We start from the raw sequence: 14,145 nt of genomic DNA, 5'->3' as shown, positions 1-14,145 counted from the left end.
TCACTTGGAAAAGCCCCAAGTAACCAAGGGCTCTTGCCCCTGGCGTACGGCCCTTCGCTGAGGCTCAGGGTTCCCTCGCTCCGGTCCTGCTCCGTGGGCCCGCCGCCATCGGCCATCCATGGCCGGGGGCGGCTAACCCGGCATCCATGCCGGGTTGCCCACTGCGCAGAACCTCCACTCGGCCTTCCGATGGGGCAAGAAGATCAAAAGCCAAAGCGAGGCGGCCTACCGGCCGGCCTGTCCTTCAAGCCGTCGGCGGCGGACACCAATCTCCTGCCAGGCAAAATCCAACTGTAAGAGCCAAGCTTGCTGGCGAAGACGGACTGGCAGCCACCATGGATGTCGACTGACACGGCCTCTTCGCGAGCAGGCTCGCTCCTACAAGGGATCTTCAGTGGATACGTAGCCATTGTTCACACGGATCAAACTGTAGGAGCCAAGCTTGCTGACGAAGACGGACTGGCAGCCACCATGGATGTCGACTGACACGGTCCCTTCGCGAGCAAGCCCGCTCCCACAGGGATCTTCAGTGGACACACAGCCTGTGTTCAAACAGATCAAACTGTGGGAGCGGGCTTGCTCGCGAATGCGGACTGGCAGCCACCATTGATGTCGACTGACACGGCCTCTTCGCGAGCAGGCTCGCTCCTACAAGGGATCTTCAGTGGATACGTAGCCATTGTTCACACGGATCAAACTGTAGGAGCCAAGCTTGCTGGCGAAGACGGACTGGCAGCCACCATGGATGTCGACTGACACGGCCCCTTCGCGAGCAAGCCCGCTCCCACAGGGATCTTCAGTGGACACACAGCCTGTGTTCAAACAGATCAAATGCGGGAGTGAGCCTGCTCGCGAAGACGGATTAGCAGCCACCATCGATGTCGACTGGCATGGCCTCTTCGTGAGCAGGCTCGCTCCCACAAGGGATCTTCAGTGGATACGTAGCCATTGGTCACACAGATCAAACTGTGGGAGCGGGCTTGCTCGCGAATGCGGACTGGCAGCCACCATTGATGTCGACTGACACGGCCTCTTCGCGAGCAGGTTCGCTCCCACATAAAGCAAAAGCAGCCCAACCCGCTTTTGATTTTCACCACTCAAGGCCGAGCGTTAGCTCGCCTGCTCTTGATCTGGACGCACCGCCCCCTCGTGAGGCCGAGCGCAGGTTCTGCGCAGTGGGCAACCCGGCATGGATGCCGGGTTAGCCGCGCACGGCCATGGATGGCCGATCGCGGCGGGCCCACGGAGCAGGACCGGAGCGAGGGCATGCCGAGCCACAGCGAGGCACCGAACGAAAGGGGCAGAAGCGCTTGGTTACTTGGCGCTTTTCCAAGTGACCCGCCGTAAGGGCGGAACCAATACCCGCCATCACCAAAAAAACGGATACACCCCCAACCCCCAAGTCACACCGGCCAATTCAGTGCGCAATACACACCGATTTCAGCTCGGTATACGCCGAAATCACCGCCCGCCCAAACTCCCGCCCCATACCCGACTGCTTGACGCCACCAAACGGCATGGCCGGGTCAAGCAGCACATGAGCGTTAACCCACACAGTGCCCGCTTCACTACGCGGCACCAGGTTCATCGCTTTGCTCAAATCATTGGTCCACAGACTGGCCGCCAAGCCATAACGATTGTCGTTGGCCAGCGCAATGACCGCGTCTTCGTCATCAAATGGCATCACCCCCAACACCGGACCAAACACCTCTACACGGGCCACCGCCTTGTTTTTAAAAGACAAGATCAAAAGATCGCAGCCTTCGGCAGCTCCTACAAAAAAGCGTGTGTTTTTACGGAGGTGTTGTTATGCGTAGATTGCTCATCGTCGGTCTTGTCTGCGTCATGACCGCGCCACTCGTTTATGCCAGGGCCATTACCGACCCGGCGCAACGTCATGCACCCGGCAATGAAGAACTGCAAAAGCCCATCTCCCAGGCCGGTTATAGCGTCGGCGTAAAGTACCAGTTGCAATGCGCCGGTTGCCACTTGGGAAATGGCATGGGTTCCGCCGCCAATGACACCCCGCGGATGGCCGGGTTTGTCGGCAACTTTCTGAAAGTCTCGACTTGATCAACTGGCTGATGCGCAAAGACGGCATGGCGGGCAAAAGTACGCCGACGGATTATCAACCTTATAGTGCTGAAGAAGTGGCGACACTGCGCGCAAAACCCTGCTCAACCTCCCCGGCACCCGCGCCGGGCTGATCCAGCAAGTGCGTGCGCAAGGCATCGCCATTGAAGACGGGATGAACAACTGACTACGGCCTGAAAAAGCCATAGCCGCCAAAATGCCGGCGAAATCCCCCCTGTAGGAGCGAGCTTGCTCGCGATTCATTCAAGAGCGCCGCGCATATTCTGAAAACACGCGTCATCGTTTACGTCCATCGCGAGCGAGCTCGCTACTACAAGTATTAGGCCAAACCTCCCCCCGACCCATCCCGCCCGCTGATAGAGCACGACGAACCCACACGGGTGCGCTTCATTTTCGACAGGGATATGTGAAACTACAGCGGCCTAGTGAATGATTGCCCAGTACTGCTAAAGTGATAGCACACAGCGTCACATTCTCCCCCAGGTCGGCTAATTTAGGTGGTGGGTGGGTGGCTGAGCACGAGTATCTACACCAGTATGAGTAGCTTGCCGGTGACGCTGACGCTACCAAGCGAGGGCCGTTGTACTGAAATTTCGTCATCATCGAGCGCGAGGGAAAGCAAATGAGGTCTAAGCATGATTTTTGAGCCGAACAGTACTCGCTCCGTTCTCCAGCGAAGAAGCAGCACCAGTATCGTCATCCAGGCCGGTCTCGATGGTGTTGCTGTGACCGGTGTCGCGTGGTTTTTGATCAATTATCATATCGGCTACATCTCGCAGGCCTACGTCATCATGCTCCTGTTGCTACTTGGGGCATTGGCCGTCGTGTACGACCACTACGCTATTTACCGCAGCAACGTCGGGTTTGCCGTCAAAGCGTTCAAGCTTTTAAAGGCCTGGACGGCGACGTTCGGTTTTCTCGTGGCCATGGCCTTTCTGACCAAAACGAGCGAGCAGTATTCGCGCCTGTTGGTGGCTGAGTTATTTGTTCTTGGCTATTTCGCCCAACTGCTTCTGCACCTTGCGACGCGGGAAATGCAGAAGAAGTTTCTGGCTCACCCGACGCAATTGGAAAATGCTCTTATTATCGGTTCGGGCGAACTGGCCCGGTACCTTCACAAGAAAATAAGTAACAACCCATGGCTGGGTGAACGAATAGTCGGATGTGTATTGATTGGCACCGAAGATGACCACGGCAAGGATGGCGCAAAAAACGCGCAACAATTAACCATACTGGGCGATATAGCCGACCTTGATGAGTTGGTCGTACAACATTCCATCCGTACCGTGTACTTCGTTACACCTTTGGGCGGCTCAGAGGTTATCAAGGATGTTTACTTAAGGCTGTTTGACAAGCACATCTCTGTTAACTGGGTACCGGACATTTTCTCACTGCGCTTGATCAATCACAGTGTTCGCGAAATCGCCGGTATTCCCGTGCTGACCTTGTCCGAAACCCCGCTGATGGGCATGCGTCTATTCCTGAAGAATCTTGAAGACAAGGTCCTGACCTTTCTCATCTTGCTGTTCGCCGCGCCGGTGCTGGCGATCGTCGCCCTCGCCATCAAGATCGATAGCCCGGGACCGGTGTTCTTTCGCCAGGAACGCATGGGGTGGAGTGGAGAATCCTTTCGCATCTGGAAGTTCAGAAGCATGGTCGTCCATCAACCGTCTGATGGTGTCGTCCAACAGGCGCAAAAGAATGATCCACGCGTGACCAGGGTAGGTGCCTTTATTCGGCGAACCAGCCTGGACGAACTGCCGCAGCTGTTCAACGTGCTGATGGGGGAAATGTCGTTGGTCGGGCCTCGCCCCCACGCGATTCAGCACGATGTGCAGTACTCGCCCGACATCTCGGACTATTTTGCGCGCCACAACATCAAGCCAGGCATTACCGGCCTGGCCCAGGTGCGTGGCTATCGTGGTGAAACGAGAGATATAGAACAGATGATCCGGCGTGTTGACTCAGACATCGAGTACATCAACAACTGGTCGCTGTGGCTCGATTTCGTCATCCTTGTGCGAACGCTGACAGCCTTCTCCGGTAAGCAGGCCTACTAGTAGAAGCTGCCGCAGGCTGCGATCTTTTGACTTTGCTTTTAAAAGCGCAGATCAAAAGATCGTCCGAACGCGGCCCGAGCCTTCGGCAGCTCCTACAAGGACGTCGTGTCAGGCAGGAAACAAATCCAGCGTGCGCTCAACCTCATCGGGGTCGATGGTAAAACCATTACCCTCTGGCGTGCCGACCACAAAACCGAAGTTTTGGTGATCGCGATCCGTCAGGTATTTGAAAAAACACAGGAAACGATTAGGGGGTTGCAATACCAGCAGCGAACCACCTGGCTGGAGTACGTTAACGCCATGTATCAGATGACTGCCCTCGATTCCGATGACGGTTCTCGCCCCGGCACAGGTCGAGACGATGGTCGCGACATCGGACTTCGCAGGATCGATAATGCGAAACCCCCGGCGATCACGCAGACGCTCTGCCAGTTCCAGCTCATTGCGCAACAAGCGCAATTCACCCGTGCCACCTCGTAGAATGAACACACCCGGGTGAGAAACAACGTCGACGTGCGAGAGTAACTTCTGACCCATCGCGCGAAAGCGCAGGTGTTTATGTCGGTTTTGACTCAGATCGTCAAAAATCACCAGCTCACGGAAAAATGCATTGCGCAGACGAGCCGGCTTCATGCCCAGCCAGTCCTCGTATCCGGGAGCGTGAAGTATGCCGGTCTTTGCAGTGGAAACCAGGTTAGCCGAAAGTGCCGTAGTTACCGGAACGCCTTCGTCGCATGCCAATGGATAAGTTATACAATCATCCATTAACCACGAGCCAAACCACTTATTCCCCCCCGCCGTGCAAAACATCGCCCCACGATCGATTTCATGCTCTACGCGAATCTTTGGCAACCAACCAGATTTTGGTGACAACCATGATTTGGCATTGTCTTTGTAGAGCGCGCCATCGATTAGCCAGGCATCTTTTAGCAAGTAGCCTTTTGTTGGACCATGTTCAACACGACCGACACCTTCCATTGTGCGACGGGGATGTTCGAAGGGATAAAAAAGCTCGCCTTCCCATCCCGTTACTCGCTCTAGTTGGCCCGGCAGATAAAAAGCAGGCGGAGCAATCGACACTTCACCGGGAGCGATTTCCCACGTTTTCACCGCGAGACTTTGTAGCGTTAACGACGGCTTTCGTATAAGCCGTGTTTTAAGAATGTGTTTGTACGCAGCAAGACTCCACTTCGCTTGACCGCCATTCGTCAATGTAATGATTTCCGACATATGCCCCCCAGTCGTAATGTGGTTATGCAGAAATAGAGCCCACCGCACAAACTGTATTTCTTTAAAATCAGCAGCCTATTCAAGTCGATACAATAATTTCCAGGACAGGGGGCGACTTCAGATGAGTGTAGCGACTGCCCAAGGTGTCGAGAAGCGTCTCTCCCGGGTTTCTGGAACAATGGAGGTAGATTTTGAATAGCCCACCAAAACCCATTTCACGATAGCGGTTCGCGACCTCCTCGTCACTCGGCCCGTCCGGCACCCCCAGGTGAAGCGTCAGTTTTTTGCCTTCGACTGCAAATAGCGGCGTCTCCCACAGGAATTGCGCCGCCCCCACCTTGGGTAGCTGGACAAACATATAGCCATAGTTACCCAGCGTGTCGACATCGCCGCCACGCCTTCTTTTCCACTCAAGAAGCCCGTCGTCCGGACGCGCCAGGCAAGTCCCGATATCGTAATAGTCAAAGCCATTTTCTATGGCCCACTCAAGGGCCATGAACGTGGTAATTGAATTGATCTCACGTAACTTTTTAGCGTCTGAAAACACCGTGTCTGGATAGCCAAAACGGACCGTGCTCCAGTAGCGTTTTCCGCCTCGCGTAATGACGCACCCAAGATGACAGGCGACTATTTCATCTTCCAACAGCACGAGATCAAGCCGCCCTGCATTTTTGGCTACCCGTTGAACCTCGTGCGATTCAATTTGAGAGGCGGATGCACCATGCCTGGCGCTGGCATAAGGTTGAAGCATTTCCCGGTCCGCGACCTCGATCTCGTCATCGTTCAATGCCTGTTTCATACGGTAACGCAGGCGATTCTTGCGCAGGTTTCGACGTAACTCGGTGTTGTATCTCGCGGTGATCTCATCAATTGATCGGCTTAGCGGGACAACAGCACTCAAATAGTGAGGCACATACAATGCACCCAAGGTTGGCACTTCACTGACCACCACCGTCTGACTTGTTTTATCCAACTTTAACTTGCTTTCAACTGCTTTAGATTGAGCACCGAGGAGTACTTTTAAAAACTCCCGCTGTGATTTCCTGCCCACATAGAGAATGTCGTAAGGACTGTCTTCCCGCAGCCTGAACCTGACAATTTCCCAGCGCCAAAAACAGGCACGCGAACTAATATCGTGCAGCCAAGCGAGCGCCTTCCTTAGCTCGAAGCGCATTGATGGGGATACAAACTTACGTATCAGATTCGCTATATATTCTTTCATCTGGTTTTTAGCACAAGTCAAGGGAAGGTGATTTGAGTTTGCCAATCAATGAACCAAATACTGAACAGAGCGTAAGTAGTTAAGATTTTCTGACGCCATTTAGCTGTCTCCAACCTTAATCAACAAAATAATGTTAATGCATGCGCCCACTTGGCAATGCCAAGCAGAGTAAAGATGCTACATCGGCTATTTGCAAGGTAGTAGTGGCACGCGCCGTTTTTTTTATGCCGCGAGGACGTCCAGCCCGGTGGCAAACACCTGAGCCGTTTATTTGACGTCAGGCATCTTTGCAGATAAGTGTGCGCAGCATGAACATAGGATTACCCACCACATAGCGACGGAACAAACGCTTTGGCTCACTGATCAGCCTGAATACCCACTCACAACCGATACGACGCACCCAATGCGGAGCCCGCGTAACCTTGCCGCCAAGAAAATCCAGGATTGCCCCGCCGCATACGATCACGCAGGGCACACCGCTGGCGGCGAGCCTGGCAGCGACAGCTTCTTGCTTGGGCATGCCCATACCCAACACGACCAATTCCGGCTGCGACTGTCGGGCAAGATTGATATAGGCATCCACTTCGGCAAAACCATGGTGAGCAGACACGACATTGACCGCAAATACCGCTTCGCTGTGACGCACCGCATTGCTGAGATACGGCTCTTCAGTCCCCCAGAAAGCCACGCGTCGGCCCTTGAACGCCGCCAGTAACTTGGGAATGAAATCGGTGCCATTCATATTTATTCCCGGCACCAGGCCGAGTCGACGAAACAGGATCGCCATGCCGGAGCCGTCGCGCAATAACACGTCAGCAGCAGACAGCGCGTTATAGTAATCGGTGCTGCCCGCTACCAGGTTCATGGCATGGGCATTGACGAAACCAAGCACGGTCGCCACGTCAGCCCGGGATAAGGCATCGATCAACCCTTGTTCGTCAGCAGAATCGCTGACCACCCTGAGCTTCTGGATAATCGTTTGCCAGTGATGCTGCCAAGCCAAAGCGCGCATTAATTATCGTCTCGCTTCGAACGCACCCATTCAACCTGGCGCTTGAGCACAAAGCCTATGTACAGAGGGATTTTCTTCAGCGCGTAGAACGGCGCATACAACAAGGTCGAGAACGGGATGATTCCGCGACCGAATCGACTCCATGCCAGCAATATAGCCACGCCCAACATGACCATCCCGGCAGACGCTATCAAGGCTGGCGCCAATGTTGCGCCGAGCATGAATACCAGCCACGACAACACAAAGACCGCTGCCAATATCAACGTCAGCAAAGCCAACGGCGGGACTAACAAATCCAGGGTCATCGCCAGCAGGTTCCAGTTGCGCCGGCCAATCGACTCCACCAGCAACTTGGGCACATCACCGAGGATGACCCCTAGATGGCCATGCTCCCAACGCGTTCGCTGACTCGTTAAACCCTCTTCACTGCGCGGGAAGTAACTGGTCACCAAAGCGTCAGGACAAAACACAGGTGGCTTGCCGCTTCGACAGAAATCCAGCCCCATCTTCAAATCCTCGACGATGTGGCCACTGGCTAAATCGATCAGCGCCAGGTCTCGCCAAAGGAACGCCATGCCCGTGCCCATTAAAGGACACGGTAAACCGAGCCGCGCCCAACCCTGCGGCCGCACCCGATTTTTCACACACCAGGCAAACTCGGCCAGCCGCACTTTCAGTCCGGAACCCGCTGGAGCCAGCATCAAATTGAGTGACTGCGTCGGCCGCCCGGAGTCGATGCAACACATGGCCAGACGCTCGATAAAACCCTCACTCACCTGGCAATCGGCGTCGATAATAATCATGACATCCGGCGCGTCGCTCGCCAGATGACGCGCCCCAAAGTCGAGCGCATACCCCTTGCCGCGCTGCTGATCATTGCTGCGCTCCACCACTTGCGCGCCCGCCGTCCGGGCCTGCTCGGCGGTGTCGTCAGCACAGTTGTCCGCCACTACCAACAGGCGATCGCCTTCCAACAGCTGCGGCAGAACGCTCTTTATCGTCGCAACGATGCCCGAGGATTCATTGTGTGCCGGCACCAGCACCGCCACTCGCGGTCGCGGCCCTCGCGCCGATGGCAGCGGCCGCACAGGCAGGAAGGCCAGCAGCACTTGCACGAGCAGGACAAACACGGGCAGTACGATAAGTACCAGCAGTGCGCTGAACAGCCAACCGAGTAATGTGATCATGCTTGCGCCTTAAACAAATCAGCCAGCTTGGCCGCTTCGGTATCGATATCGTGTCGCTCCAGTACTTTCTGGTAGGCCGCCTCGCCCATCTGCTGCAGCGCCTCGACCGGTTGCGTGAAGCAGTCCGTCAGTGCCGTGACCAATTCTTCCACTGCGCCAGCGGGAAACAACCAACCGTTCTCACCCTGGCGCACCAACTCGGGAATGCCCGCCACGTAGGTGGTCAGTACGGGTCGGCGCAACGCCATGGCTTCCATGATGACTACCGGCAAGCCTTCGGCAAAGCTCGGCAACACCAAGGCGCGTGCCGCGAGAATTTCCTCACGCACTTGCTCGCTGCTGATCCAGCCCGTAATTCGAACATGCGCCTGCAAACCATGCCGTGCAATCAGGGCTTCGATTTCCGCACGCATCTCACCATCACCGGCCAGTACTATCTCGAACGCCACGCCATTTGTTGCCAGGATGCGAGCGGCCTCAAGCAACAACAATTGGCCTTTCTGTTCACACAAGCGACCCACGCAAACTACCCGCGGCACGGTTGGCACCGCAACCGCCGGTACATCATGAAACGCCCGCTCCAGCCCACAGTGCACGACCTTTACCTTGGCCCAGTGCGCATGATCGACCCAGCGAAACAGCTGGCTGCGCCCATAAGAGCTGATCGCCGCGACAAACGTTGCACGCCGGACTTTCTCGCCCAAATGAATGAACTGCGGTTTGTCGAATTCCTCCGGACCATGCACCGTAAAACTGTACGCCGGACCACCGAGCGCATTGGCCAGCATTACCACCTCGGTTGAGTTCGTGCCGAAATGCGCATGCACATGCTCGGCACCAAACTCGTTTAGCCAGGGCAGCATTCGGCACGCTTCAGCCAGATAAACCAAATGGTACGGCCAGGAACGATCGGCGCGCCGGCCCATACGTAGCGCCAGCCACAGCGCCGAAAAAAAACGCTGCGGCCGGGCGCGCAAAACCTGCAGCACTGGCATCAGCAACTCTTTCACTCCGCCCTGCAGCACATAGTGCGTTTTATCGCGCTCGGACACGTCTTCGGCATCCACCAATTCAGCATCCCAGCCACGCAGCGCAATGCGCTGTACCTCAAAGCCCTGGCGCTCCAGCGCCAAAATCTCGCGACGAATGAAACTATGGCTGACCTTGGGGTATTGATTGATGAAATAAGCGATGCGCATAAGAACCAGATTCAGATGTTGTTGTGATTTATAACTGCAGGAATTTCCAGCGCAGTACGGTTATCAGGTGCCTTGACCAGCACTGGGGCAGTGGCTGCAGTGTTGCCTTGCATCGCCCTGTCGATCTTTTGAAACGCATCACTTAGTAGCTCATAACGCCTGCGGTACATTGCGCGTTTTTTGGCAGCAATCGTGTCGAGCGGCTTGATGGACGGGGCCATGGGGATTTCAAAGAAGTCCACGCGGTCTGACGGCGTCGCTCCATGCTCCAGCCAGATCACATCATAATTCGCCGCCAACTCCTGGACCTTATGAGCGCTAAAATACGGATGACGATGATGGCGATACTCATCCCCTACCGCATAAATCTTTTTAACGCCGATATTGACTGCAATATGCTTGACCACTTCAATCAGGAAACTTCTAGGCCGAAGTCCTTCAAAACTTTTTGTCAGGTCCCGGTAAATATTCAGGGATCGTTCACTTTCTATCCCTTTGTGTATCCCTTGAACGGCACCGATAAACATACAAATTCCGGCGTTCTTACTGGTCAACGTGAAGGCTATGGACGCAATACGCAAATCGCCCTGAAACAAGTTCAGGACCAACTCCCCTTCACGCATGAACCATATCGGACGGTCCAGTACCAGGGAGCAATCAGCAGCGAACTCGGACAAATCACCTAAAACAAGACGTTCACTTCGACCAAACAGCAATAACTGCGGGAAGCTTTTTGTGACCACTTCATAGTGTGAAGCCAGAGCGTCTAGTTTATCCGCAGCGGTCCAGTTCTTACTGATGTAGGGCCATTGAACAACGCCCAAACAATCCGCACCCAACTTCTCTATACCGCCGCTGCCCAGAGCGTTCGACATGCGCCCCAGGAACAACTTCAGTTCAGCCCGGTGCTTGCCCATCAGGACCATGAGCTTAAGTTTGTTTTTCAATGCTCTTAAAGAATACCCGGCGTGTAAAGAAAACGCGTTTTTTACGATCAGCCAATTATTCATGTAAGTCTCACTTGTATTCGATCAACGCGGACTTGCCGGCGCCGAATCTGTTCAAAAGAAACTTCACTTGCCCGAGCATCTCGGGAAATTTCCCCAACACGAGAAAGAACGCCAGCAGCCAGTTTTCGCGCGCCGATCCTTTGCCCCGGCGGGCCAGGCGCACGACTTGCAACGGATAGATCAGCAGCAGAAGCAGCCCATACCCGCCCAGCAGCGTAGTCGTGAAAAGCGTCGCCAGCGGGATGCCCAATCCCCATAACCAGGCACGGCGTGACTCACGTAGCCAATGTTGTTCCGGCGCGGCCCCATGCAAAAATGCCCCCTCGGCAAAGGCATAGCCACCCCGCAAGGTTCGCCGCCACCATTGGCCGAACCGGGTCAGGGTCGCATCGTGCAAGGTCATCTCCTCAGGCAGACGCCAGACCTTCCAACCATTTGCTCGCAGACGCACACACAGCTCAGGCTCTTCCCCGGCAATAAGATCCGGTCGAAACCCGGACGCCGCCGCGAAGGCGTCGGCCCGCATCAACGCGTCGCCGCCACATGCCTTGGCCTCGCCTATCGGTGTGTCCCATTCGAGATCACACATCAAGTTGTAGATCGAGTGCTGCGGGAAGCGTTCACGACGCCGGCCACAGACCACCGCAACCGTCGGCTGCGCATCAAGAAAGGCCCGGGCCTGAGGCAGCCAGCTGCCAACCACCTCGCAATCACCATCGACAAACTGCACATAACGCATCGCTGGCAACAAACGGTGCACGCAGGCAAATCCTTCATTGCGCGCGCGTGCGGCCGTAAAGGGAATCGTCATGTCCAGCTCGACCACCTCGACCCCAAGCCGCCGTGCCATCTGTACTGAACCATCGGTTGATCCAGAGTCGACATAAACAACCTTCTGCGCCGCACCGGCCAGCGAAGCCAGGCAACGCTCGAGTCGCTGGCCTTCATTGCGGCCGATCACAACGACACCAATGCCCATCGCCATGGCCATGGCGTTCACGCAGCACCGCAATTGAAACAGTTCATGAGCATTCCCTGGCTTGTGCGGACTGCCTTTTCTTGATCGTCGCGGGCACGCCCACGGCCACCGAGTCGTCCGGTACGTCGGTCAGCACCACGGCATTGGCACCAATCACGACATTGTTGCCAATGCGGATATTGCCCAGCACCTTCGCCCCGGTACCGATATCGACATTGTTGCCGATCACGGGAGCAATCGGCTCGTTCACGTTCTTCAAACCCACGACCACGCCATTGCGGATCCGGCAATCATCGCCAAATTGCGCGTAGCCGCTGATGATGATTCCGCCAAAATGATCGATGACGAAATTGCGCCCGACCACCACTTCACACGGCAACTCGACACCGGTCACGATCTGCACCAGTTTGAAGAGCACTTTGTAGATAAAGGAGAACAATTTGCGTAACAACGCGGGACGCACGCCATAGCGCCAGCGCCCGAAGCGGTAAACCAGCATCACCCAGAACCCCTGAGCCCCCCAATCACCCGCGTATGCACGCAAGTCCGCACGTATGTTTTCGAACATCGACTGATCTACCGAGTTGGTTGGCTAGCGAGTTTGGTATCACGCAGCAGCGCCCAGGTAACACGGGCATGCTGCCAGCACGCGCCAATAGCGGCCCAGCCGCGGCCTTTCAATATAGCCTTGAGCGCCAGGATCAGATCCCCCACGCTCACCAGCAACATATGAAAGGCCAAACCCGCAAGACCGTGATGCTTGCGGAAGTACAGCAGCTCGCTTTCGATTTGCAATTTGGGTATTTGTCGACTGGCCATATTGAGCTCATCAACGGATTTGGCACTCTCACCGCCGATATGCACCACCGTGGTATGTGGGTAATAAACAACCTTCCAACCTGCCTGTTTAACCCGCTTGCAGTGATCAACCTCTTCGTAATAAAGGAAGTAGCGCGGGTCGAACAGGCCAACCTGGTCGATGACTTCCCGACGGATCAGGTAATAGCAGCCAGGCACCCAGTCGCACTCACGAACCGAGGCGTGATCCCACGTCATGTCATCGACCCGCTTCACCATGGGGAAAAAACGTTCGAGCCCGGTGCGCGAAAGAAAGACATTCAACGGCGTAGGGAAATAGCGACACGACGGTTGCAAATCGCCCTCTCGTCCAACAAGCCTGACGCCGAGGACACCGCACTCCGGGTGTGCCTCCATATAGTCGAGGGTCTTGTTCAACGTATCAGCGGCGACGAAAGCATCGGTATTGAGGAGCAAGGCGTACTTGCCCTGCAGGTGCTCAACCAATTGATTGTTGGCTCGGCCAAAGCCGACATTGTTTTCATTGGCGAGCAGCAATGCCTCCGGACAAATAATCGCCAGACGTTCCAGCGAATTATCGGCAGAGGCGTTGTCCACCACCAAATAGCGCGTTTGATCCGCACTGTCGGGTTGGCGCAACGCATTAAACATGGGTTGCAACAGGCCCGCGGTATTGTAGTTGACTACCAGTACATCAAGTGGAGCACTAACCATTGGGTTGATCGCCAAAAAAGTGCTGCTCTCTCAATGCTATAAGTGTTGGCTCGTAATTTGGGTCGTACAAACCGCTGCGCTTCATGATGATGTCCATCCATGGATAAGTGTTGCTACGTGCTTCGACGTTTTCCAACAGCTGTTCGAGTGTGCAGATAACCTTCGCTGGATTCCCCCCCACCACCACACCCGGCGGAACGTCTTTCGTGACGACGGCTCCCGCGGCCACAACTGAGTCCGGACCTATGGTTACACGAGGCATGATGATGGCGCCGTGCCCAATAAAACAGTTGTCGAGTATATCGACAGGGCCGACTGAATCGAGCTTTTTACCAAAGCAAATCTCGAGTAGTCCAATGACTCCATCGTGCCCGAACACGGTGCAGTCAGACAAACCTACGTTATTGCCGAGTCGTACAAGCGATGGGTCCGTTATGTTGCACCCGGAGTTGATCCACACATTTTTACCGATTGAGTGCAGCGATCCCCAGCGGACCAGATACTCAGCCCATTCAAACCCGTTCGGGTTACAAAAGCGTTTATAGAGCGAACGTGCCCGTCCGGTTTTTCTGGCGTAATAACTTACTGCAAGCTTTGTCAGTCCAATCATCCTTTTTGC

Annotated in this window: 11 protein-coding genes and 2 pseudogenes; 2 read left to right on the top strand and 11 right to left on the bottom strand. The window is 55.3% G+C overall.

All coding sequences use genetic code 11. From position 1 onward, the window contains the following. Positions 1 to 1,417: 1,417 nt before the first annotated feature. Positions 1,418 to 1,726, bottom strand: a pseudogene (locus tag ACA052_RS10635) (aldehyde dehydrogenase family protein); the annotation flags it as partial. 83 nt (positions 1,727 to 1,809) lie between these two features. On the opposite strand from ACA052_RS10635, the pseudogene ACA052_RS10630 reads away from it, so the two are divergent. Further along, positions 1,810 to 2,260: pseudogene (locus ACA052_RS10630) on the top strand (cytochrome C). Between the two features lie 469 nt (positions 2,261 to 2,729). Continuing rightward, complete coding sequence (locus tag ACA052_RS10625) at positions 2,730 to 4,154, top strand: undecaprenyl-phosphate glucose phosphotransferase (protein WP_497649618.1); 1,425 nt, start codon at positions 2,730 to 2,732, stop codon at positions 4,152 to 4,154. A gap of 108 nt (positions 4,155 to 4,262) precedes the next feature. Here ACA052_RS10625 and ACA052_RS10620 read toward each other — a convergent pair whose 3' ends face one another. From ACA052_RS10620 to ACA052_RS10575, 10 genes are all read right to left on the bottom strand, one after another. After that, positions 4,263 to 5,384 carry a glycosyltransferase 61 family protein gene (locus ACA052_RS10620; protein ID WP_497649617.1) on the bottom strand — a complete coding sequence of 374 codons (1,122 nt, stop codon included), beginning with the start codon at positions 5,382 to 5,384 and terminating at the stop codon, positions 4,263 to 4,265. 79 nt (positions 5,385 to 5,463) lie between these two features. Further along, positions 5,464 to 6,606, bottom strand: a complete 1,143-nt coding sequence (locus tag ACA052_RS10615; RefSeq protein WP_497650300.1) for a GNAT family N-acetyltransferase — start codon at positions 6,604 to 6,606, stop codon at positions 5,464 to 5,466. A 277-nt stretch (positions 6,607 to 6,883) separates the two neighbouring features. Next, complete coding sequence (locus ACA052_RS10610) at positions 6,884 to 7,618, bottom strand: WecB/TagA/CpsF family glycosyltransferase (RefSeq protein ID WP_497649616.1); 735 nt, start codon at positions 7,616 to 7,618, stop codon at positions 6,884 to 6,886. Further along, on the bottom strand, positions 7,618 to 8,805 hold the full coding sequence (locus tag ACA052_RS10605) for a glycosyltransferase family 2 protein (protein WP_497649615.1): 1,188 nt from the start codon (positions 8,803 to 8,805) through the stop codon (positions 7,618 to 7,620). The genes ACA052_RS10610 and ACA052_RS10605 overlap by 1 nt, the downstream gene beginning before the upstream one ends. Then, on the bottom strand, positions 8,802 to 10,004 hold the full coding sequence (locus tag ACA052_RS10600) for a glycosyltransferase (protein WP_497649614.1): 1,203 nt from the start codon (positions 10,002 to 10,004) through the stop codon (positions 8,802 to 8,804). The genes ACA052_RS10605 and ACA052_RS10600 overlap by 4 nt, the downstream gene beginning before the upstream one ends. 11 nt (positions 10,005 to 10,015) lie before the next feature. Further along, a complete protein-coding gene (locus tag ACA052_RS10595; RefSeq protein ID WP_497649613.1) occupies positions 10,016 to 11,014 on the bottom strand; it encodes a DUF535 family protein in 999 nt (332 codons plus the stop codon). Between the two features lie 7 nt (positions 11,015 to 11,021). Further along, complete coding sequence (locus tag ACA052_RS10590) at positions 11,022 to 11,999, bottom strand: glycosyltransferase family 2 protein (RefSeq protein ID WP_497650299.1); 978 nt, start codon at positions 11,997 to 11,999, stop codon at positions 11,022 to 11,024. Between the two features lie 37 nt (positions 12,000 to 12,036). Then, complete coding sequence (locus ACA052_RS10585; protein ID WP_497649612.1) at positions 12,037 to 12,561, bottom strand: serine O-acetyltransferase; 525 nt, start codon at positions 12,559 to 12,561, stop codon at positions 12,037 to 12,039. Positions 12,562 to 12,569: 8 nt separating this feature from the next. Continuing rightward, entirely contained in the window at positions 12,570 to 13,526 is a 957-nt protein-coding gene (locus ACA052_RS10580) for a glycosyltransferase family 2 protein (protein ID WP_497650298.1), read from the bottom strand. Further along, entirely contained in the window at positions 13,519 to 14,136 is a 618-nt protein-coding gene (locus ACA052_RS10575; RefSeq protein ID WP_497649611.1) for an acyltransferase, read from the bottom strand. The genes ACA052_RS10580 and ACA052_RS10575 overlap by 8 nt, the downstream gene beginning before the upstream one ends. Positions 14,137 to 14,145: the final 9 nt, after the last annotated feature.

The organism is Pseudomonas sp. LBUM1644 (assembly GCF_059716195.1).
This window is presented reverse-complemented; position numbering and strand designations above follow the sequence as displayed.

Bases quoted from the DNA above. Each gene is read 5' to 3' on its own strand.
- ACA052_RS10625 (WP_497649618.1), top strand. From the start codon at position 2,730: ATGATTTTTGAGCCGAACAGTACTCGCTCCGTTCTCCAGCGAAGAAGC.
- ACA052_RS10620 (WP_497649617.1), bottom strand. From the start codon at position 5,384: ATGTCGGAAATCATTACATTGACGAATGGCGGTCAAGCGAAGTGGAGT.
- ACA052_RS10615 (WP_497650300.1), bottom strand. From the start codon at position 6,606: ATGAAAGAATATATAGCGAATCTGATACGTAAGTTTGTATCCCCATCA.
- ACA052_RS10610 (WP_497649616.1), bottom strand. From the start codon at position 7,618: ATGCGCGCTTTGGCTTGGCAGCATCACTGGCAAACGATTATCCAGAAG.
- ACA052_RS10605 (WP_497649615.1), bottom strand. From the start codon at position 8,805: ATGATCACATTACTCGGTTGGCTGTTCAGCGCACTGCTGGTACTTATC.
- ACA052_RS10600 (WP_497649614.1), bottom strand. From the start codon at position 10,004: ATGCGCATCGCTTATTTCATCAATCAATACCCCAAGGTCAGCCATAGT.
- ACA052_RS10595 (WP_497649613.1), bottom strand. From the start codon at position 11,014: ATGAATAATTGGCTGATCGTAAAAAACGCGTTTTCTTTACACGCCGGG.
- ACA052_RS10590 (WP_497650299.1), bottom strand. From the start codon at position 11,999: ATGGCGATGGGCATTGGTGTCGTTGTGATCGGCCGCAATGAAGGCCAG.
- ACA052_RS10585 (WP_497649612.1), bottom strand. From the start codon at position 12,561: ATGTTCGAAAACATACGTGCGGACTTGCGTGCATACGCGGGTGATTGG.
- ACA052_RS10580 (WP_497650298.1), bottom strand. From the start codon at position 13,526: ATGGTTAGTGCTCCACTTGATGTACTGGTAGTCAACTACAATACCGCG.
- ACA052_RS10575 (WP_497649611.1), bottom strand. From the start codon at position 14,136: ATGATTGGACTGACAAAGCTTGCAGTAAGTTATTACGCCAGAAAAACC.